Raw genomic sequence first — 19,697 nt, forward strand, 5'->3', positions numbered from 1 at the left:
CGGTGGGTAGCACCCGATTTCAACGGGACACAGCACTGCGGGGTGAAAAATGGGGTGAAATGTGGATCGGCGTGCAGAATTCCTAGTCGGCGATGTTCAGGAGCAAATGACCCGAGGACACCGTGAGGCCGACACTGGCGTTCATGGTCGCGATAACGCCATCTTTGTGAGCGACGAGTGGCTGCTCCATCTTCATGGCTTCAAGCACGAGGATGAGGTCGCCCTTGACGACCTTGTCGCCCTCGGCAACCGCGACCTTCACGATCGTTGCCTGCATCGGTGCCTTGACCGAGTCGCCCGTGATGGTGTTGACGCTGGATGCTGCACGACGCTTCGGAGCAGCTGAGAGCGTTGCGCCGGTCGAGGTGCTCGGTACCAGTTTCGAGGGGAGGTTCACTTCGACACGCTTGCCGTTGACCTCAACGACCACGTTGTGGCGAGCTACAGCAGGCGTCTCGTCAGCGAGTGATCCGGTCCACGGCTCAATGTCGTTGTCGAACTCGGTCTCGATCCAGCGTGTGTAGATGGTGAACGGTTCGCTCGTGAACGCAGGATCGCGAACGATCTTGCGGTGGAACGGAAGCACCGTCGGGAGACCAGCAACCTCGAACTCGTCGAGGGCGCGGCGTGAACGCTCGAGAGCATCCTCGCGGCTAGAGCCGGTAACGATGAGCTTGGCGAGCAGGGAATCGAAGGCTCCACTGATCTCGTCGCCGGTCGTGACACCGCTGTCGACGCGGATGCCAGGGCCGCCAGGCATGCGCAGAACGTGCACGGGGCCGGGGGAGGGCATGAAGTTGAGTCCGGCATCCTCACCGTTGATGCGGAACTCGAAAGAGTGACCGCGCGGGATGGGATCGTCGTAGTCGAGAACTCCGCCTTCAGCGATGCGGAACTGCTCCCGCACGAGGTCGATGCCCGTCACTTCTTCGGAGACGGGGTGTTCGACCTGGAGGCGCGTGTTCACTTCGAGGAACGAGATTGTGCCGTCCTTGGCGACCAAGAACTCACATGTGCCGGCGCCGAGGTAGCCCACCTCGCGCAGGATCGCTTTGGACGATTCGTAGAGGGCTTTGTTCTGCTCATCGCTCAGGAACGGGGCCGGCGCTTCTTCCACAAGCTTCTGGTGGCGGCGCTGCAGCGAGCAGTCGCGAGTAGAGATCACGACGACGTTGCCGTGAGCATCCGCAAGACACTGAGTTTCAACGTGGCGCGGCTGGTCGAGGTACTTCTCGACGAAGCACTCGCCGCGACCGAACGCGGCGACAGCCTCGCGGGTAGCGGAATCGAACAGTTCGGGGATCTCTTCGCGAGTGCGGGCAACCTTGAGGCCACGACCGCCGCCGCCGAATGCTGCCTTGATGGCAACGGGAAGACCGTGAAGGTCAACAAAGTCGAGAACCTCAGCAGCACCCGAGACCGGGTTCAGCGTTCCGGGAGCGAGCGGTGCGCCGACCTTCTCCGCAATGTGGCGGGCGGAAACCTTGTCGCCCAGCTTCTCGATGGCATCGGGTGAGGGGCCGATCCAAATGATGCCAGCGTCGATGACGGCGCGAGCAAACTCGGCGTTCTCGGCCAAGAAGCCATAGCCGGGGTGAATGGCGTCCGCCCCAGAGCGGCGAGCGATCGACAAAATCTTGTCGATCACGAGATACGTCTCAGCGCTCGTGGAGCCCTCGAGGGCATACGCCTCGTCGGCGAGCTTGACGTGCCGAGCATCCCGGTCCTGATCGGCGTAGACCGCCACTGAACCGATGCCACTGTCTTTAGCCGCGCGGATAACGCGAACGGCGATCTCTCCGCGGTTGGCGATGAGAACCTTCGTAATACGAGCCATAGTGACCTAGCTTATGGGGATGAGGGCCGAAGCCTTGGGGTGAAGCGCACAAAAATATGGGACAAGCACTGTGAATGCCTACAGAGCGGGCCGATCGATGTTCCAGAGATCCGTCCACTCGGCGTCAAACTCACGCATGAGCTGGCGCACCAACGACACCGAGAGTCCCACGACAGCGTGCGGATCACCCTCGATGCTCTCGATGAAAGCGGCGCCGAGACTGTCGATGGTGAACGAGCCGGCAACTTTCAGCGGCTCTCCGGTAGCGACGTAGGCATCGATTTCGGCATCCGAAATATTGGCGGCGAAGCTCACGCTTGCGCTGGAGACGGCACCGGTGGCGCCACGAACCTGGCCTCCGCGGTGATCGATGAGCCAGTGTCCGGAGTGCAAGACGCCGGTTCGGCCGCGCTGGGCAAGCCACCGCTGTCGCGCGATCTCTGGCTCATGTGGTTTTCCGAATAATTCGCCATCCAATTCGAAAGCGGAATCGCCGCCCAGAATAAAGCCATCAATCGGGGCACTATTCACCAGCGCGCCCACAACCGCTTCGGCCTTGGCGCGAGCCAACAAGTCAACAAGCGCGGGGCCGTCGAGAGGGCCAGGGGCCGCAGCAGCGACTGCGTCTTCGTCAACGCCAGAGGCCAAAAGCACGGGGTCGACGCCCGCAGCGCGCAGGGTTGCGAGTCGCGCAGGAGAGGTGGACGCAAGATAAAGGCGCACAAAGGCTCCTATGCTTAAGGGATGGGTGAATTGCTTGGCGAAATGATCGAAGTAGACGTTACCAACATTGCGCACGGGGGTGTCAGTGTGGCGCGGCACGACGGCCGTGTCGTGTTCGTCTCCGACGCGATCCCGGGAGAACGGGTGCTCGCGCGCATTACCGACGATACAAAGAAGTCGTTCTGGCGCGCGGAGACAGTAAAAGTTGTAACGCCGAGTGAGCACCGTCAAGAGCATGTGTGGTCGGCGGCGAGTGTTGACCGCGACCCCGACAACCGTGCGGGCGGAGCCGAATTCGGTCACATCGAGCTCAGCCATCAGCGCGAGCTCAAAGCTCAGATCCTCAGCGAGTCTCTCGAGCGCATGGCTAAAGTCACGCTCGCGCCCGTCGTCGAAGCCGTTCCCGGTGACGATGAACGCAAGGGACTCGGATGGCGCACCCGCGTCAGCCTGCACGTTGACGAACACGGAAATGTTGGCCCGTTCGCGGCCCGTTCGCACCGCGTTATCTCTGTCGCCGACCTGCCGCTCGCCACTCCAGAGCTCTCTGCCGGTGCACCGCTCGGTGAAAACTTTGATGGCTTCGAGCGCGTAGACATCCTGAATCCCAGCTCGGGCGGAGTTCGCCTGATCATGGGTAAGCAGAAGCCGCAGGTCATCACCGAAACTGTGGGGGAGCGCGAATTCACGCTGCTCGATTCCGGATTCTGGCAAGTGCACCACGGCGCTGCCGCGATGCTGACGTCTGCCGTGCAAGACGCGATCGATCCCGCTCTGTTTGACCCTGCGGCATCCAACCTCGATTTGTATGGGGGAGTCGGGCTGTTCGCCGCCGCGGTGGGCGACAAGTTTGGTCCAACGACCAAGATCACTACCGTCGAAGCCGAGTCGTCGGCAACCGATCACGCCGCCAATAATCTCTCAGACTGGTTGGGCGCCCATGCCGAAACTGGCCGCGTTGACCGGTGGCTGCGTCAGCACCTCAAAGAAGCTACGGCTGTTGAGCGTGACCGTCTGGAACGCTCCACGATCATTCTCGACCCGCCGCGGTCGGGTGCTGGTCGGGAAGTTGTCGACCTCGTTGCCAAGGCGCGCCCTGCGCAAATTGTGTACGTTGCGTGTGACCCTGTCGCCTTCGCGCGGGATGTTGCCTTCTTCTCCGAGCGCGGCTACGGACTCTCGGGAGTTCGAGCGTTCGATCTCTTCCCGCACACTCACCATGTCGAGGCTGTGGGAACGTTCACACGTAACTAGCTCAGTGTGTTGGGCTGACAAAGCCGCATGTTCGCGCTCTCTCGCACTACTATGGGGGACAGAAACTCAGGAGGACGCCACATGGCCCAGACAGAACCATCCGGGACAGAAACGCCCAGTGAGAGTGCCCAGCGCAAAATCACCGTCGCTGTTGTCGATGACCACGAATCAGTGCGATTGGGCCTCAAGGCTGCCTTTATTGATGAGGGATACGACTTCGTTCTCGCCGCAGCAACCGTGAAAGAACTTGTAGAAGGCCTCAACGGCCGTGAAGTCGATGTCGTTGTGCTCGACCTGTCGCTCGGTGATGGCTCGACCGTCACCGACAACGTCAAGAATGTTCAGGCCACTGGCTCCGCCGTGCTCGTGCACAGCATCGCCGACCGAGTCGCCAGCGTGCGAGAAGCTCTTGCTGCCGGTGCCGCCGGAGTGATCCCTAAGTCGTCGGCTACCAAGACCGTGCTCGCTGCCGCTGCAACCGTCGCCCGCGGAGAGGTGCTCAACAATCTTGAATGGGCCACCGCTATTGACGCCGACCGCGACTTCTCCAAAGCACAACTCGGTCGCCGCGAGCGTGAAATCCTGCACCTCTACGCCTCGGGACTGCCGCTCAAGCTCGCAGCCCAGCAGCTCGGCATCGGTTACTCAACCGCTCGCGAATACCTTGACCGCATTCGTGTCAAGTACGTCGAGGTCGGACGCCCAGCGCCCACCAAGGTAGACCTATTGCGCCGCGCAGTCGAAGACGGCATCCTGCCGGGACTTGATTCTGAAGGCGGCGATGGCCACTAGCCTGGCGGTGGCGCGACCCGCGCCGACGGCAAAGCAGCCGCGAAACCCGATCAGCCGCAAACAGGTTGAGCGGGTTATTTCGCGTTCCGTGGCCGTTATTGGTCTGGTCTTTGGCGCCCAAACGCTGCCGTGGCTACTGGCCCAAGCGAGCGAAGCCCAGCCGTGGTGGTTGCTGATTTTTGTTCCGGCGTTGTTCGGAATGCTCATCGTGGTTGTCATTGCCTCGTTTGCCAACAAAGCAGTGCGTGCGGCGCACGGTACGTTCGCCGTGATCTACTTTCTTGCTCTGCTGAGTTGGCCGTTCACGGTGATCCCTGGCGTGGAAGTCTTCAGCGGAATCCATTGGCTCAACTACCTCATCACGGTAGCGACGGCTATGGCAGCAATTTCGTTCAGCCGAGTGCTTGCTACGATCTACCTCTTTGCTGCGCCGTTGGTGTACCTCATCGTGCGCATTCTCCCAGTGGGCGGTGGGGCGCCGTGGCAACTTGCAGTGCTCGAAACGTTCTACGCCCTCATTCTCGGCAGCGCGATCATGATCATCGTCACGATGCTTCGGCAGGCAGCATCCAACGTCGATAGTGCGCAAGCGACGGCGCTATCGCGGTACGGCAATGCTGTGCGCCAGCACGCTACTGAAGTGGAACGCGTGCAGGTGGACTCAATCGTTCACGACAGTGTGCTCACGACGCTCATCTCTGCGGCTCGCGCCTACACGCCCGAAGCTGAGCGGCTCGCGGCAGTCATGGCCGGCAATGCAATTGGCCATTTGCGTGAAGCCGCGGCAACGTCGCCCGACGACATCTCAACCGTGCAGGCCACTGATCTTGCACAACGGGTCGTCACCTCGGCGGAGTTGCTCGCCTCTAATTTCACGTGCGCCGTTCGCAGCGTTGGCGCTCGCTCGCTCCCTGTGGTCGCGGCAGAAGCGGTCCACTCTGCTGCCGTGCAGGCAATGATGAACAGCATCCAGCACGCGGGCGGCTCTGACATTCAGCGCAGTGTCGAGGTGCGCGGTCTTGAAGGTAACGGCATCGAAGTTCTTGTCACCGATACCGGGGCGGGATTCGATCTGGACTACGTGCCGCAAGAACGTCTCGGGGTGCGGGTATCGATTGTGGAACGAGTGGCGAATGCCGGTGGTCGAACGGCTATTGCCTCGGTTCCCGGCGCGGGAACACAAATCTGCATCCAGTGGCCGCACGGCAATCGCAGTGACGAAGTGAACACTGAAAGCGTGCGCACGATCGAGAACGACGCCCAGGGGGATGAGCTGTGAACATCGGAGTTCCTCGCTACCTGATCGTCGGCATGGCGGCGCTCTTCTCGGCGTACCACATCGTTTTGGCGAACTACACGATCGATATCCCTGACACACCCGGTCCGATCTACGTTGCCATGGTTCTTTACGGTGTGGCTACGATCGTCAGCCTGTTGCCGTGGGGCCCCGTGCGGATGCCGATCTGGATGGCGACCTTCAACTTCGCCACCGTCGTCGCGATCTCGCTGCTCGTCGCCAACGAGCTCGACTTCACTCGCGAGGGTGGCACCGGTTACGCAACGTGGTACGTCGCCGCGAGCGGAACCCTGTTGACGATCACGTCGACCCGTGGGCGCCACACCTTTGCCTGGTTAGGCATCGGGTTCCTCGTGGCTCACACGTTTAGCCTTGGCCCCGTTGGGCCAGCTGGTCTCTTCAGCTTGGGCATCATTGGAAGCGCGTCCTGGGTTGCTGTCTCGCACGTGCTCTCGAGTGGACTGGCGAAGGCATCCAAGGATGCGCAGCGGTTCGTTCTCGCTGAGCAGGAAGCGACCGACTGGCAAGCGGCGCAAGATGCCCACGTGCACGAACGGCAATTCCGGCTCGAGCAGACCGGAATGATGGCGCTCGACATGCTCGAACGAATTCGGGAAACCGACGGTGATTTGTCGGAAGCCGAACGCCGCGAGTGCCTCAACCTTGAGGGAGCCATCCGCGATGAGATTCGCGGTCGCAAACTCCTGAACGATGCCGTTCGTGACCAAGTCATGATCGCTCGTCGCCGTGGAGCCACGGTGACCCTGCTCGATGAGGGCGGGATTGACGACCTGTCAGATGAGGACCTCGATCGGGTGCTCAACCGCCTTGCGCAAGCGATCCAGTCGACGAGCGCAGACAAGGTGATTGCGCGCACCGTCCCTGAGGGATCGGATGTCGCGATTACGGTGGTGGGGTTGCACAGCGCCGGCGATGGCGAATCAAGCGCTCTCGGTCTGGATTCACTCGAAGAGGATGTCGTCGACATCTGGCTCGAGATCCCGCGCGTCGACAGCATCAGCGTCTAGCGGCACTGGTCGCGCCCTCTGCGGGTGGCGGGCTGAGCGCGTTATCGTGTGCTCAAACGCGGTTCTAACGCCGGAGAGCCCCGCTGAAGGCTCTGCGTGGTGCGTGTGCTGGCGGTGGGCCGACTGGTTAAAGGCGGAAGGACCGGAGTGGCTATAAGAAGCACTTCTCCGGTCCTTCGCTAGAACCCGGATCAGGACGATAACCCGAATACCGTCCTGATCCGCCCCCAAAGAATTGGCCCGCTTACCCTAGTCGGCCAATCTTTGGCGGTGTAACTCCTATGGAGATCCACCTAGCAGTTAATATTCTGCATCATGCAAACAACTAACAAAGTCGGTTTTTAGGGGGACTCTCGGGGGACAATTCGTCAATTCAGGTGACAAAGTGGCCCTAATTTACAGTTTTCGACGAAATCCGCACCCCGCGAACGGGGTACGACTACGAAACCACATGTTTTCGTCAAAAGGCGGTGCAAAAGCGCCGTCGCTAGCGGCGAGCGCTCGCCTTCCATGCCCCAGGACCGGGAGTGAGCGGTTGCCGAATCGGCCGTTGGCTGCGGGCCCATGCCGTGATCGGGGCCGTCTCATCGGCTCCTGCAAGCTCCGCGGATTCGAGCAGGGCGGCACGAACGACCGCCGTAACCGCTGCGGCCTCCTCTGGCGTGACGTTGCGCGAGACGATGCGGATGTCGGCCGGCTCGTCCTGCGTGTGCTTGCCGGTCACAGCGGAATGTTTCCGTGCTTCTTGGGCGGCATGCTCGCGCGTTTGGTGCGCAGTGCGCGTAGTGCCTTGACGACCTGCACGCGAGTGGCAGCGGGTTCGATGACTCCATCGAGCTCTCCGCGCTCGGCCGCGAGGAACGGGCTAGCAACGTTGTAGGTGTATTCGTTGGCCAAGCGAGTGCGCACGGCTGCGACATCCTCACCAGCAGCCTCCGCAGCCTTGATCTCACCGCGGTACAGGATGTTGACGGCGCCCTGGCCGCCCATGACGGCGATCTCAGCGGTCGGCCATGCGTAGTTGAGGTCGGCGCCCAATTGCTTGGAGCCCATGACGATGTAGGCCCCGCCGTACGCCTTGCGAGTGATGACGGTGACGAGAGGCACTGTTGCTTCGGCGTAGGCGTAGAGGAGCTTGGCGCCACGGCGAATAACGCCGGTCCACTCCTGGTCGGTGCCCGGCAGGTAGCCGGGAACGTCGACGAGCGTGAGGATCGGGATGCTGAACGCGTCGCAGAAACGCACGAAGCGCGAAGCCTTCTCGCCAGCCTCGATATTGAGGGTTCCGGCCATCGCCTGCGGCTGGTTCGCAACGATGCCCACCGAGCGACCTTCAACGCGACCGAAACCGACCACGATGTTGGGGGCGAACAGCGGCTGGGTTTCCAGGAAGTCCCCGTTATCGACAATGTGCTCAATGATCGTCTTCACGTCATAGGGCTGGTTGGGGCTGTCGGGAATGATCGAGTTGAGTTTGCGGTCCTCATCTGTGATCTCGAGCTCAACTTCACTCTCGTAGATGGGAGCATCCGACATGTTGTTGTCGGGCAGGAAGCCGACGAGGGTGCGGGCGTAGTCGAGGGCATCCTCTTCATCGCTCGCCAGGTAGTGGGCAACGCCCGACACCTTGTTGTGGGTGAGCGCGCCGCCGAGCTCTTCCATGCCGACGTCTTCACCCGTAACGGTCTTGATGACGTCGGGGCCGGTCACAAACATTTGGCTGGTCTTGTCGACCATGATCACAAAGTCGGTGAGCGCGGGGGAATACACGGCGCCACCGGCGGCCGGGCCCATGATGATCGAGATCTGGGGGATGACACCCGAAGCCTGAGTGTTGCGGCGGAAAATCTCGCCGTACTTGCCGAGAGCAACAACACCCTCCTGGATGCGAGCTCCACCGGAGTCGAGCATGCCGATGATCGGAACGCCGGTCTTCATGGCGTGATCCATGACCTTGATGATCTTTTCGCCGGCAACCTCACCGAGCGAACCACCGAAGATCGTGAAGTCTTGGGCATACACGGCAACTTGGCGGCCGTGAATGGTGCCGACACCCGTGACGACAGCGTCACCGTATGGACGCTTCTTTTCCATGCCGAACGCGTGGGTGCGGTGGCGAACGAACTCGTCGAGTTCCACGAACGAGCCGTGATCGAGCAACTGCTCGATGCGCTCGCGGGCGGTCATCTTGCCCTTAGCGTGCTGCTTTTCGATGGCCGCATCACCGCTGGCGGTCACGGCCTCGTGATAGCGGTTCTTAAGATCGGCGATCCGGCCGGCGGTCGTGAACATGTCTGGAGTCGAGTTGTCTTCGGTCACTGTGTCACTTTACCCACCCATCCACCGCTTGTGTGGTTGGCGGAACCCACAAGTTTCAGGCCGGTTTCATTGAGGAAACACTAGAGACGGCATCCGCAGGCGCCTCGGCGCTCTACGCTGAAGCGATGCACTTGCCATTGAGTACCGCCGTTCTGCCGCTGCTTGAGCATGTTGATGAAATCGGCTCGACCAACCAAGAACTCTTGGCGCGCGCCACCCGGGGCGAGACTGAACACCTTTCGGCTCTCGTGACCGCCAATCAGACGGCCGGTCGCGGACGCTTGGGGCGAGAATGGGTGGCCCCTCCGGGGAAAACATTCGCCGTTTCAGTGCTGGTGGCGCCCGAGAATGCGCCCATTGAAGCACTGTCCTGGATGCCCCTCATCGGCGGGCTGGCGATGGCCCGCGCCGTGCGCAGCTTCGTCACCGACCGCGAGGTGACCCTCAAATGGCCCAATGACGTGCAGATCGAGGGTCTGAAAGTGTCGGGGTTGCTCTCGGAACTCGTGGCGGGCGGCACCGGAGTGATCGTGGGAGCGGGATTGAATCTCACCATCGAGCGCGACGAGCTGCCGACATCCGTCTCCAGTTCTCTTGTGTTGGAAGGCGCCGAGCCTAGCCTCGATGAGGCGCTGAGTCGCTATTTGGCCGAACTCGCCCAACTTGTCGAACAATTTATCGCTGCTGGACTCGATCCGGTACGAAGCGGTGTCGCGGATGCCGTGCGGGCCGAGTGCGGAACTATCGGTCGTCGAGTGCGTGTCGAGTTGCCCGGCGGCGCCCGAATCTTTGGGACCGCCGAAACCGTCGACGATCAGGGCCGACTCGTGGTTAAGGATGATGCGAACGGGCTGCTGCAGCACGTCGCGGCAGGTGACGTCACTCACCTGCGGTATGAATGATCTATGCCGAATGAGATGAGCGTTCAGCGCGAGGCTATTGTTGCCCGCGTTCGCTCTCACGCGCGTGCACTGACGTTCCCCGGCATCATTTTTGTGGCGACGGCGGGTACTCTCGGCTATTTCTTCGGCAGTTTCCCAGAGGATTGGCAGAATCTCGCGCTCCTCACCGCTGGGCTGCTCCTCATTGTCGTGGCGTGGTTCTTGCCCTTCTTCGGCTGGCTTGCCCGCAACTACACGATCACGACGCGGCGCGTGGTGCTCTCGAGCGGAGTCTTTGTGCGCATCCGGCAAGAGCTCTTGCACAGTCGTGGCTACGACGTCACCGTGCGTCAGTCCTGGATTCAGCGGATGTTCGGCAGCGGTGATCTGCTCATCAACGCCGGTCACGATCACCCCGTCGTGCTGCGCGACATTCCATCTGTCGCGCTCACGCAAGCAGCCCTGCACGACCTTATGGAGAACAACCAAAACGTGGTTTCGCTGCGTCGGCAACGGGAAGAATCGCAGCCGTCTGACGAGACCGCCGTGTGGGGAACCCGCTAAAACGCAGCCTTTGCGGCGACGTTAGCGCGGCATCCTCGTGAGCAAGTTACTCGGCGTCAACTCTCATCAGATAGGCTGCCCGGCGTGAAGATTTCTGTAATCGGTTGTGGGTATTTGGGCGCCGTTCACGCGGCATCGATGGCAAAGCTTGGTCATGAGGTTGTCGGTATCGACATTGATGCGGCAAAAGTCGCGTCTCTGTCGCAAGGACTAGCTCCTTTCTATGAACCCGGATTGCCGGAGTTGCTGAGCGAGACCGTTGCTGCTGGCTCGCTCGAGTTCTCAACGGAGATGTCTCGCGCTGGTGATGCGCTCGTGCATTTTATTGCGGTGGGAACGCCGCAGAAGGCTGACTCCAACGCGGCCGATCTACGTTTCGTCGATGCAGCTTTTGAAGCATTGTTGCCGTTCATCGGTCCGGGTCACGTTGTTGTGGGCAAATCGACTGTTCCCGTGGGCACCGCCCAGCGACTGGCCGATCTGGTTGAAGCCACCGGCGCACGCCTCGCCTGGAATCCAGAGTTCTTGCGTGAAGGCTTCGCCGTCCAAGACACGATTGCACCCGATCGACTCGTTTACGGCGTTCGTGACGGCGACGAAGCGACGGCGAATGTTCTTGATGAGGCATATTCCTCCATTCTGGAACGCGACACTCCCCGAATCGTGACCGACTTTGCAACAGCGGAACTCGTCAAAGTGGCCGCCAATGCATTCCTCGCCACCAAGATTTCGTTCATCAACGCGATGGCTGAAGTGGCCGAAGTCGTGGGCGCCGATGTCACTCAGCTCGCTGACGCCATCGGGCACGACCAGCGCATCGGCCGTCGTTTCTTGAACGCCGGCCTCGGTTTCGGCGGTGGCTGCCTGCCTAAGGACATCCGTGCTTTCATGGCGCGCGCGTCAGAGCTCGGTGCTGGCGAGGCCCTCAGCTTTTTGGGCGAGGTCGACGCGATCAATCTTCGCCGCCGCGAACGCATGGTCGATCTGTGCCGCGAAGTGCTCGGCGGAACCATCAAGGGCGCACGAGTCGCCGTCTTGGGGCTCGCCTTCAAACCGGATTCCGATGACGTGCGTGATTCGCCCGCGCTCGATGTTGCAGCCAAGCTCGCGGAGCTGGGTGCTCACGTGCGGGCCACTGACCCTCAAGCAATCGAAACCTCGCGTCGAGTACGTCCCGGTCTTGACTACGTCGAGACCGTGGAAGAAGCGGCGAAGGATGCCGATGTCGTTCTCGTACTCACCGAATGGCCCGAGTACCGTGCCATTGATCCGAGCACGCTTGACTCAATCGTTTCGGTGCGCGCGATCCTCGATGGGCGAAACTGCCTGGACCCGGTGCAGTGGCGAGCGGCCGGCTGGACCTACCGCGCGCTCGGTCGTCCCTAGCGCGGCGTCTGCCGCGGCATCCACTGCGATGTGAGCGGCATGGGTTGCGGCTCGTGCTGACTGCGCGGCGGCGTGCTCGGCAGCAAGAACACCGCGGCTGGGGCTGAATACCCACCAGCGGTAGAGCGCAAAACGGAATACCGCACCGAGAGCGAGACCGACGACGTTGGTCGCGATGTTGTCGGCGAGCAACGATGTGAAGCCGAGCACGTAGTGCGACACCCACAGGCACAGCAGGCCGATTCCCATTCCGGCGACGCTCACTACCGCGAACTCAGCACCTTCGCGCGTGGCGCCAGTGCGGCCGGTCGTGGCGAATGTCCAGCGACGGTTACCGATCCAGTTCGCGCCGATGGCGAGAGTGGTGGAAATCACTTTGGCGACCACAGGGCCTTCGTGCAGCACATCAGGTGAGAGAATTGTGAGCCGCAACAGATTGAATACTGCGACATCGATCACAAGCCCACCGAGGCCCACTACGCCGAAACGTAGAAACTGGCCGAGCAGCTTTCGCATGTGATCTCTCCAGTAGACAAGAATGGGGCAGGGCGGTTGGAAGTCTAACGCGCCAACCTAAGCCCGAAACTGGGCATCATCTTAGATAGTGCAGGAGTCACGAATGCGACCTATCGTCGGCGTCATTGGCGGAGGCCAGTTGGCCAGAATGATGATCCCGCGTGCCATCGAGCTCGGTTTCGAGCTGCGCGTACTGGCAGAGACCGAAGGAATGTCGGCCTCCCTCGCCGCCACAGCGGTCGGCGATTACACGGATGCCGCCACGGTTCTTGAGTTTGCCCGCGACGTTGATGTGATCACCTTCGACCACGAGCACGTGCCTCAGGATGTGCTTGCTGCTCTCGTGGAGGCTGGCGTTGCCGTGCACCCGGGGCCCGCTCCGCTCGCTGTCGCTCAAGACAAGATTCTGATGCGCCAGGAGCTGACGCGCTTGGGGTTGCCGGTTCCGGTCTGGGCCAGTGTCTCGAACGCTGCCGAGCTCGACACTTTTATTGCGGATAACGGTGGTCGCGTCATCGTGAAGACACCGCGTGGCGGATACGACGGCAAGGGCGTCCGCATCGTGGCCGCAGCCTCCGAGGTGGCTGACTGGTTCGAGGCGGGCAACCCGCTGCTGGCCGAAGAACTTGTCTCGTTCACTCGCGAGCTTGCCCAACTGGCTGCTCGAAGCCCCAGCGGAGAAGTAGCGCTCTGGCCTCTCGTGGAGTCGATCCAACTCGATGGCGTCTGTGCCGAAGTGATTGCACCGGCTCCCCGAGCACAAGCGTCCCTCTCCGAAGCCGCCGCCGCCATTGCTCGCGCGGTCGCTGAGAAACTTGGCGTCACGGGTGTGCTTGCCGTGGAGCTCTTCGAAACGACCGACGGTGAATTGCTCATCAACGAACTCGCAATGCGCCCGCATAACAGTGGACACTGGACGATGGATGGCGCGATCACGAGCCAATTCGAACAGCACGTGCGTGCCGTGCTCGATCTTCCTCTCGGCGCGACAGCCGCGCGCTCACCGTGGACGGTCATGATCAACGTTCTCGGCGGCCCCACTTCGGGCACTATCGCCGAGCGTTACCCGCTCGCTCTCGCCAACCAACCGACAGCAAAGTTCCACGAATACGGCAAAGCGCCGCGCCCCGGCCGCAAGGTGGGGCACGTAAATGTGAGCGGCGACGACCTCGACGACGTCATGTACCGAGCGCGTGCCGCAGCAGCATTTCTGAAGGATTGAGACCTAGCATGGGTTCCGTGACTCAACCGCAAGTAGCTGTCGTAATGGGATCAGACTCCGACTGGAAGGTCATGGTCGACGCTTCGGCGGCGCTCAAAGACTTCGGGATCGAGCACGAGGTCAGTGTCGTTTCGGCGCACCGCAGTGCTGAGAAGATGATTGCGTTCGGCAAAGAGGCTGCTAGTCGCGGCATCCGGGTGATTATTGCCGGTGCTGGTGGGGCAGCTCATCTTCCGGGCATGCTCGCTTCGGTCACGACGTTGCCGGTGATTGGTGTTCCTGTTCCGCTGTCGCGTCTCGATGGCATGGATTCGCTGTTGTCGATTGTGCAAATGCCTGCCGGTATTCCGGTGGCCACGGTGTCCATCGGTGGAGCGCGCAATGCGGGCATCCTCGCCGCTCGCATTCTTGGTTCAGGCGATGCCGAACTCACGACGAAGCTTGCGGACTACGCTGCCGGGCTTGAAGCCATGGTGGCTGAGAAAAACGCTGCATTGAACGCGAGCCTGTGAGCGCAACAAGTTCCCTTCGTCAGCCCGCCGATCGCTCAGCGGCCACGATGACGAAGCGCGCGTGGTGGTTGCTCGGGCTCAACATTCTCATTCCCGGTTCGGCCCAATTGTTGGCCGGAAACCGCAAACTTGGGCGCTTTGGTGTCGTCGCCAGCTTGATCTTTGTGTTGCTGGTAGTGGTGGGGCTTGTGCTCTCGGTAGCGTCACCGGGCACGCTTTTCACGATCGGCAGCAGCACGATCGGTCTCTGGGCGATTGCTCTGGTCCTCGTCTTTTATGCCGTGTTGTGGATCGTGCTGACTCTCAACGCGTGGAGTATTTCTGGACTTGGTCGCGCGACGCCGAGTGGTCGCGCGATCGTTGCCGCCTTCAGCGCGCTCGTGCTCGTCGCCATCGCCGGGACCGCAGGCTACGGCGCCTATGTTGCGACCACGGCGAGCACTTTCTTGAGTGATGTCTTCGTCGCAGCGCCGACCAAAGAACCCATCGATGGGCGCTACAACATTCTCTTGCTCGGCGGAGACGCCGGAGCAGACCGCGACGGGCTTCGACCTGACAGCATCACCCTCGCGAGCATCGACGCCGAAACCGGCGAAGCGGTACTGATCGGTTTGCCCCGCAACATGGAACGCACCCCGTTCGTTGAGGGGTCGCCGCTGGCGGCTAAGTATCCAGACGGCTACGGAGTCTACGGCTGCGACGTCGACGTGTGTCTGTTGAATTCGGTCTACACCGAGGTTGAACTCAACACCCCTGAGTTATATCCGGATGCCGTAGCGAACGGCAGCACGCCCGGAATCGAAGCAATGCGAGACGCTGTCGAAGGCATCACCGGTCTCAGCATCCAGTACTACGCCCTCATCGATATGCAGGGCTTCTCAGACCTCATCGATTCACTTGGCGGAGTCACGATCAATGTCGAAGAGGCCGTGCCGATTCATGCGGATGCGGAATTCACGATCGTTGCCGAATGGATCCCCGCTGGCGTGCAAGTCATGGACGGCTATCACGCCCTCTGGTACGCCCGCTCGCGCCACGACACCACCGATTACGACCGGATGGAACGCCAGCGTCAGTTGCAGCAGGCAGTCGTCGAGCAGTTCACGCCGTCGAATGTGCTCACCAAGTTCCAGGCCATCGCGTCGGCGAGTTCGCAGGTCGTCACGACCGATATCCCGCAGGGAAGTCTGGGCTACTTTGTGAACCTGGCCTCTAAGACGCGCTCGCTGCCGATCGGTTCGCTCGAGTTGGTTCCTGCCAACGACATCGACCCCGAATACCCCGACTTCGAGTACGTGCGCGAACTCGTTGCCGGTGTCACCACCTCGAGCGTGCCTGAGGAAGGCACCGAGTAGCGAGCGCTACTCAGCGGCGTCGTGTTGTGCGGCCCTTAGAGGTCAGCGTGGAGCTGCCAGACCTTCTCGGCTGACATGCGCCAGCTGAAGGCCCGCGCGCGGTCCTGGCCGGCGTAGAACAAGCGCTCAGCGAAGGGGGCATCGTTGAGCACTCGGTTGATTCCCTCGGCGAGAGCTTCGGGGTATCCCTCGGCTGGTTCGCGCTCGATAACCACTCCCGCATCGGCGGCGAGTTCGAGCAGAGCGGGCGCATCGGAATGTACGACAGGGATGCCGAACGAGAGTGCTTCAAGCACGGGCATGCCGAAGCCGACATCGAGATTGGGGTAAACGAAGGCCGCGGCGTGGTCGAAAATCACCGAAAGATCGTCGTTGCTCACGGTTCCCATGCCACGAACACGTTCGGGGCTGATCTTTTCGGCGGCGAGAAAGTCGGCGATGCTTTCGTCATCGGGCTCAGGGCCCACCAGGAGCAGCACAACGTCTTCATCGATTTCTCGGAGGCCCCGGATGAGGTGGTCGATTCCGCGGTGCGGGTCGAGGCCACCGATCGCCAGCAAGAATCGCTGCGGGAGGTCGAGTTCGTTGGCGCGTTCGTCGATGTTCTCGGGAATGCGCAGGCTTGCGCTTGCTGCACCGCTGATGACGCGCACGCGGTCACCAAAGTTGGCAATTCCTTCGAGTTGCTGCGCGACGGTGTGGCTGGGCACCACGATCGCGTCGGCATACTTTTCTGCGCGCTTGAGCATTGCGCGGGCCCACCCGGCTTGCCTGCTGCCGAGAGATTCGGGACGCGTCCAGGCGACAACGTCATGCACGGTGACGGCGATTTGTTCGCCACGGTTAAGGCGGTCGTGGCGGCGTAACGGAGCCATCAGGCTGGGGGCATGCAGCATCCCGTGGCCGGGAATCTTCGTGAAACCGTGATGCCACGACGCGCGCAGCTCTCGGCGACTGAGGGCACTCTTGTGCAGTTTCGCCAGATTGGGGAGGCGGTCAGCGATGAGGTCATACTCGGTCTCGGTCGACGCTGAGACGAACGCTTCAACCGTGCAGTTGGCGGGGGCGACGTTGATGAGTTCTCGAGTCAACTCTTCGGTGTACCGGGCAACACTGCCGGGGGTCGGCGAGAGCATCTCATCGATGATGACGCGGAGAGTGGTCATTCGGCAGTCAACGCTCCTGATTCAAAGGCGGCTTTAAGGGCCTGCTTCCAATCACGCATCGGCTCGATCCCCGCATCGAGCCATGCATGGTGACTCAAAACAGAGAAGCCCGGTCGCGGAGCAGGCCGCGTGAAAGCTGAACTGTCGGTCGGCTTGACCCTATCAGGATCGAGCCCAGCACAGACGAATACGGCTTGAGCAAGATCGAACCAGCTAGCGCGGCCCGAGTTGGTGCCGTGGAAGATGCCAGCGGGCGTGCCAGCGTCGACGAGAGTAACAAGTTGAGCGGCGAGATCGCCCGTCCACGTGGGTTGGCCGTGCTGATCGTTGACTACCTCAAGAGTGTCGCGGTCAGCGGCCAGCTTCAGCATGGTGCGCGGAAAGCTGGAGCCGTTCTTGCCATACAGCCATGCCGTGCGCACGATTGCCGTGCGACCAGGGTTGTGCTCGAGTGCGAGCAACTCGCCGGCCGCCTTCGTGCGACCGTACGCCGATACCGGATGCCTAACCGCGTCTTCGGCGTAGGGCTCAGTAGCCGTGCCGTCGAACACGTAATCCGTGGAGAGCTGCACGAGGCGTGCTCCGTGCGTTGCCGCGGCGAGGGCAAGATTGTGGGGGCCGACAGCGTTGACGAGGTGAGCGTTCTCTTCGTCAGCTTCAGCGTCATCCACCCGGGTGTATGCGGACGCGTTGATGATGACATCGAAACCGCCCAGTACATCGAGGGCTGCGGCAGCATCGGTGATGTCGAGTTCGGCTCGCGTGAATCCGGTTGCATCGTGCTGCGCGAGAGCGAGCATGAGGTCGGTGCCGAGCATTCCGCCCGCACCGACAACAGCAACTCGGGTCACAACGCAGCCTTTTCCTTGAGGGGTTCCCACCACTGGCGGTTATCCCGGTACCACTGCACAACGTCAGCGAGGCCCTGTTCGAACGGCACTTGGGGTGCGTAGCCGAGCTCTGACTGGATCTTGGAAATATCGACGCTGTAGCGCAGATCGTGGCCGAGGCGGTCCTCAACGCGATCAACCGACGACCAGTCAGTGCCGGTGTGGTCGAGCATCATCTGAGTGAGCTCCTTATTGGTGAGCTCAGTGCCGCCGCCAATGTTGTAAATTTCACCTGCGCGGCCGCCAGTGACGACGAGCGCGATGCCGCGGCAGTGGTCGTCGACGTGCAGCCAGTCACGGATGTTGTTGCCCTCACCGTAGAGAGGCACGTGCTTGCCGTCGATCAAGTTTGTGACGAACAGCGGGATCAACTTTTCAGGGAAGTGATACGGGCCGTAGTTGTTCGAGCACCGTGTGATCGACACGTTGAGACCGTGCGTGCGGTAGTAGCTGCGCGCCAACAAATCGCTGCCCGCTTTCGACGCGGAATACGGGGAGTTGGGCTCGAGCGGCTGGAGTTCATCCCAGGAACCTTCGGCAATCGAGCCGTAGACCTCATCCGTCGACACATGAACGAATCGAGGCGTCTTCGCGCGGAGTGCAGCGTCGAGCAGGCGTTGGGTGCCGAGAACGTTGGTCTCGACGAATGCGCTCGCATCGCGCACCGAGCGGTCAACGTGAGACTCGGCAGCGAAGTGAACGATCGCGTCGATGTCGCCGAGAAGAGTGTCAAGAAGGTCGGCATCACGGATGTCGCCCTCGACGAAGCTGAAGCGAGGGGAATCGGCGACAGGAGCAAGATTTTCTAGGTTGCCGGAATAGGTGAGGGCATCGAGCACCACAACATCGGCGCCAGCGAGCCCGGGGTACTCATCCTGAAGGGTGCGGCGAACAAAGTTCGAGCCAATGAATCCGGCGCCGCCGGTCACGAGAAGCTTCATGAAGGGTTCCTGTCGTTTGAGGGCGTGGAGCCAGTGGTGGATGCCGAAGCGCCCCTGTGGGGAAACTCCGACGCGAGCGTGCGCTTGAGCGCATCTTGCAAGGAGTACGTCGCCGTATAGCCAGAGCTGCGCAACCGATCGGTGTTCACCGTGGTGTCGGCCGCAAACTTACGAATACGCACCGCACTGATCGGAAATGTGCGTCGGGTGATCTTAGCCGCAGCATCGAAGACATAGCCTGCAGCTATCCCCAAGGGCAGTGGCAAGCGCAGACCGCTCGCGGCGTGAACGTCCATTTCGTCGCGCAGGATCGAGATGAGTTCCTTGGTCGAGAGGTCGGGCTTGTCAGCAAAGTTGCGGATCTCGATGCCGGTCGGCGCCTCAAGGCGGCTCGCGATGTACCCAACGATGTTGCCGACATACGACATCGACTTCTTGTTGTCGCCCTTGCCGACCATGATGAAACGGCCAGACGAAACCTGCTTAGCGAGGTTGTACACGTTGCCACGGTTGCCTTCGCCGAAAACAACGGAGGGGCGCACGATCGCCAAGGAGCGTGCGGCATCCGCGTTCGCCCAAGTGCTGAACACACCTTCGGCGGCCAACTTGGAACGGCCGTATTCGTTGAACGGTTCCGGCACAGAATCTTCGGCTGCATCATTCTTATCGAGGCCATATAGCGCAACGGTGCTCGTGAAAACGATGCGCTGGATGCCATTAGCTTCCGCGGCAGCGACGAGGGCGTGCGCGCCTCCGACGTTCACCTCGGTGTAGAGGCTCAGCGGGGAGACATCGTCACGGTGTTCGGCGGCGAGGTTGATGATTGCATCGTGACCGACACTGGCTGCCGTGAGTTCATCCGCCGAGCGAACGTCGCCCGTGACGGACTGTTCAGGAAAACGCGCAGATACCAGGCGGTCGAAGTTCGTGAATTGGTGCCCTTGCTCGTGCAAGGTTTCGAGCAGGCGAGTGCCGATAAAGCCACTACCGCCGACGACGAGAATCTTCATATTG

The 19,697-nt window shown here is 61.4% G+C and carries 19 protein-coding genes; 10 read left to right on the plus strand and 9 right to left on the minus strand.

Features of this window, described 5'->3' with window-relative positions:
- Positions 1 to 82: 82 nt before the first annotated feature.
- Together I6E51_RS04945 and I6E51_RS04950 are read right to left on the minus strand one after the other, a co-directional pair.
- Positions 83 to 1,837 carry a biotin carboxylase N-terminal domain-containing protein gene (locus tag I6E51_RS04945; protein WP_197106221.1) on the minus strand — a complete coding sequence of 585 codons (1,755 nt, stop codon included), beginning with the start codon at positions 1,835 to 1,837 and terminating at the stop codon, positions 83 to 85.
- 78 nt (positions 1,838 to 1,915) lie between these two features.
- On the minus strand, positions 1,916 to 2,560 hold the full coding sequence (locus I6E51_RS04950; protein WP_197109601.1) for a nucleoside triphosphate pyrophosphatase: 645 nt from the start codon (positions 2,558 to 2,560) through the stop codon (positions 1,916 to 1,918).
- Positions 2,561 to 2,581: 21 nt separating this feature from the next.
- On the opposite strand from I6E51_RS04950, the gene I6E51_RS04955 reads away from it, so the two are divergent.
- From I6E51_RS04955 to I6E51_RS04970, 4 genes are all read left to right on the plus strand, one after another.
- The gene (locus tag I6E51_RS04955; protein ID WP_197109602.1) at positions 2,582 to 3,814 is read left to right on the plus strand and encodes a class I SAM-dependent RNA methyltransferase; all 1,233 of its coding nucleotides are present in this window, start codon (positions 2,582 to 2,584) and stop codon (positions 3,812 to 3,814) included.
- An 81-nt stretch (positions 3,815 to 3,895) separates the two neighbouring features.
- On the plus strand, positions 3,896 to 4,606 hold the full coding sequence (locus I6E51_RS04960) for a response regulator (protein ID WP_197106218.1): 711 nt from the start codon (positions 3,896 to 3,898) through the stop codon (positions 4,604 to 4,606).
- Positions 4,596 to 5,885, plus strand: coding sequence for a sensor histidine kinase (locus tag I6E51_RS04965; RefSeq protein WP_197106217.1), 1,290 nt, complete (start codon positions 4,596 to 4,598; stop codon positions 5,883 to 5,885). The genes I6E51_RS04960 and I6E51_RS04965 overlap by 11 nt, the downstream gene beginning before the upstream one ends.
- Positions 5,882 to 6,931, plus strand: coding sequence for a hypothetical protein (locus tag I6E51_RS04970; RefSeq protein ID WP_307783816.1), 1,050 nt, complete (start codon positions 5,882 to 5,884; stop codon positions 6,929 to 6,931). Before I6E51_RS04965 ends, I6E51_RS04970 begins: the two co-directional genes overlap by 4 nt.
- A 487-nt stretch (positions 6,932 to 7,418) precedes the next feature.
- Here I6E51_RS04970 and I6E51_RS14195 read toward each other — a convergent pair whose 3' ends face one another.
- Positions 7,419 to 7,655, minus strand: a complete 237-nt coding sequence (locus I6E51_RS14195) for an acyl-CoA carboxylase subunit epsilon (protein ID WP_197106216.1) — start codon at positions 7,653 to 7,655, stop codon at positions 7,419 to 7,421.
- On the minus strand, positions 7,652 to 9,223 hold the full coding sequence (locus I6E51_RS04980) for an acyl-CoA carboxylase subunit beta (RefSeq protein WP_197107163.1): 1,572 nt from the start codon (positions 9,221 to 9,223) through the stop codon (positions 7,652 to 7,654). The genes I6E51_RS14195 and I6E51_RS04980 overlap by 4 nt, the downstream gene beginning before the upstream one ends.
- Before the next feature lie 59 nt (positions 9,224 to 9,282).
- Between I6E51_RS04980 and I6E51_RS04985 the strand changes: the two genes are divergently transcribed.
- The 3 genes from I6E51_RS04985 to I6E51_RS04995 all read left to right on the plus strand — a co-directional run bounded on the left by I6E51_RS04985 (position 9,283) and on the right by I6E51_RS04995 (position 12,081).
- Positions 9,283 to 10,152, plus strand: a complete 870-nt coding sequence (locus tag I6E51_RS04985; protein WP_197109603.1) for a biotin--[acetyl-CoA-carboxylase] ligase — start codon at positions 9,283 to 9,285, stop codon at positions 10,150 to 10,152.
- Between the two features lie 3 nt (positions 10,153 to 10,155).
- Positions 10,156 to 10,695, plus strand: coding sequence for a PH domain-containing protein (locus I6E51_RS04990; protein ID WP_197106214.1), 540 nt, complete (start codon positions 10,156 to 10,158; stop codon positions 10,693 to 10,695).
- An 84-nt stretch (positions 10,696 to 10,779) separates the two neighbouring features.
- Complete coding sequence (locus I6E51_RS04995; protein ID WP_197106213.1) at positions 10,780 to 12,081, plus strand: UDP-glucose/GDP-mannose dehydrogenase family protein; 1,302 nt, start codon at positions 10,780 to 10,782, stop codon at positions 12,079 to 12,081.
- Here the strand turns inward: I6E51_RS04995 and I6E51_RS05000 are convergent.
- Positions 11,980 to 12,597, minus strand: a complete 618-nt coding sequence (locus tag I6E51_RS05000) for a GtrA family protein (RefSeq protein ID WP_197106212.1) — start codon at positions 12,595 to 12,597, stop codon at positions 11,980 to 11,982. The genes I6E51_RS04995 and I6E51_RS05000 overlap by 102 nt on opposite strands.
- A gap of 103 nt (positions 12,598 to 12,700) precedes the next feature.
- Between I6E51_RS05000 and I6E51_RS05005 the strand changes: the two genes are divergently transcribed.
- The 3 genes from I6E51_RS05005 to I6E51_RS05015 are packed head-to-tail and all read left to right on the plus strand — an operon-like array spanning position 12,701 to position 15,686.
- Positions 12,701 to 13,819, plus strand: coding sequence for a 5-(carboxyamino)imidazole ribonucleotide synthase (locus I6E51_RS05005; RefSeq protein ID WP_197106211.1), 1,119 nt, complete (start codon positions 12,701 to 12,703; stop codon positions 13,817 to 13,819).
- A gap of 8 nt (positions 13,820 to 13,827) precedes the next feature.
- Positions 13,828 to 14,331, plus strand: a complete 504-nt coding sequence (gene purE / locus I6E51_RS05010; RefSeq protein ID WP_197106210.1) for a 5-(carboxyamino)imidazole ribonucleotide mutase — start codon at positions 13,828 to 13,830, stop codon at positions 14,329 to 14,331.
- Positions 14,328 to 15,686, plus strand: a complete 1,359-nt coding sequence (locus I6E51_RS05015) for an LCP family protein (protein ID WP_307783817.1) — start codon at positions 14,328 to 14,330, stop codon at positions 15,684 to 15,686. The genes purE and I6E51_RS05015 overlap by 4 nt, the downstream gene beginning before the upstream one ends.
- A 35-nt stretch (positions 15,687 to 15,721) precedes the next feature.
- On the opposite strand, the gene I6E51_RS05020 is transcribed toward I6E51_RS05015, so the two are convergent.
- The 4 genes from I6E51_RS05020 to I6E51_RS05035 are packed head-to-tail and all read right to left on the minus strand — an operon-like array spanning position 15,722 to position 19,693.
- Complete coding sequence (locus I6E51_RS05020; protein WP_197109604.1) at positions 15,722 to 16,852, minus strand: glycosyltransferase family 1 protein; 1,131 nt, start codon at positions 16,850 to 16,852, stop codon at positions 15,722 to 15,724.
- Positions 16,849 to 17,703 carry a dTDP-4-dehydrorhamnose reductase gene (gene rfbD / locus I6E51_RS05025; RefSeq protein ID WP_197109605.1) on the minus strand — a complete coding sequence of 285 codons (855 nt, stop codon included), beginning with the start codon at positions 17,701 to 17,703 and terminating at the stop codon, positions 16,849 to 16,851. The genes I6E51_RS05020 and rfbD overlap by 4 nt, the downstream gene beginning before the upstream one ends.
- On the minus strand, positions 17,700 to 18,683 hold the full coding sequence (rfbB, locus tag I6E51_RS05030) for a dTDP-glucose 4,6-dehydratase (protein WP_197106207.1): 984 nt from the start codon (positions 18,681 to 18,683) through the stop codon (positions 17,700 to 17,702). The genes rfbD and rfbB overlap by 4 nt, the downstream gene beginning before the upstream one ends.
- Complete coding sequence (locus I6E51_RS05035) at positions 18,680 to 19,693, minus strand: NAD(P)-dependent oxidoreductase (RefSeq protein ID WP_197106206.1); 1,014 nt, start codon at positions 19,691 to 19,693, stop codon at positions 18,680 to 18,682. Before I6E51_RS05035 ends, rfbB begins: the two co-directional genes overlap by 4 nt.
- Positions 19,694 to 19,697 lie beyond the last annotated feature (4 nt).

The sequence above is a fragment of the Salinibacterium sp. NSLL17 genome (assembly GCF_015864935.1).
Classification (GTDB): domain Bacteria; phylum Actinomycetota; class Actinomycetes; order Actinomycetales; family Microbacteriaceae; genus Rhodoglobus.

Bases quoted from the DNA above. Each gene is read 5' to 3' on its own strand.
- purE (WP_197106210.1), top strand. From the start codon at position 13,828: ATGGGTTCCGTGACTCAACCGCAAGTAGCTGTCGTAATGGGATCAGAC.
- I6E51_RS05000 (WP_197106212.1), bottom strand. From the start codon at position 12,597: ATGCGAAAGCTGCTCGGCCAGTTTCTACGTTTCGGCGTAGTGGGCCTC.
- I6E51_RS04955 (WP_197109602.1), top strand. From the start codon at position 2,582: ATGGGTGAATTGCTTGGCGAAATGATCGAAGTAGACGTTACCAACATT.
- I6E51_RS05020 (WP_197109604.1), bottom strand. From the start codon at position 16,852: ATGACCACTCTCCGCGTCATCATCGATGAGATGCTCTCGCCGACCCCC.
- I6E51_RS04980 (WP_197107163.1), bottom strand. From the start codon at position 9,223: ATGTTCACGACCGCCGGCCGGATCGCCGATCTTAAGAACCGCTATCAC.
- rfbB (WP_197106207.1), bottom strand. From the start codon at position 18,683: ATGAAGCTTCTCGTGACCGGCGGCGCCGGATTCATTGGCTCGAACTTT.
- I6E51_RS05005 (WP_197106211.1), top strand. From the start codon at position 12,701: ATGCGACCTATCGTCGGCGTCATTGGCGGAGGCCAGTTGGCCAGAATG.
- I6E51_RS04945 (WP_197106221.1), bottom strand. From the start codon at position 1,837: ATGGCTCGTATTACGAAGGTTCTCATCGCCAACCGCGGAGAGATCGCC.
- I6E51_RS04960 (WP_197106218.1), top strand. From the start codon at position 3,896: ATGGCCCAGACAGAACCATCCGGGACAGAAACGCCCAGTGAGAGTGCC.
- I6E51_RS04990 (WP_197106214.1), top strand. From the start codon at position 10,156: ATGCCGAATGAGATGAGCGTTCAGCGCGAGGCTATTGTTGCCCGCGTT.
- I6E51_RS04965 (WP_197106217.1), top strand. From the start codon at position 4,596: ATGGCCACTAGCCTGGCGGTGGCGCGACCCGCGCCGACGGCAAAGCAG.
- I6E51_RS05035 (WP_197106206.1), bottom strand. From the start codon at position 19,693: ATGAAGATTCTCGTCGTCGGCGGTAGTGGCTTTATCGGCACTCGCCTG.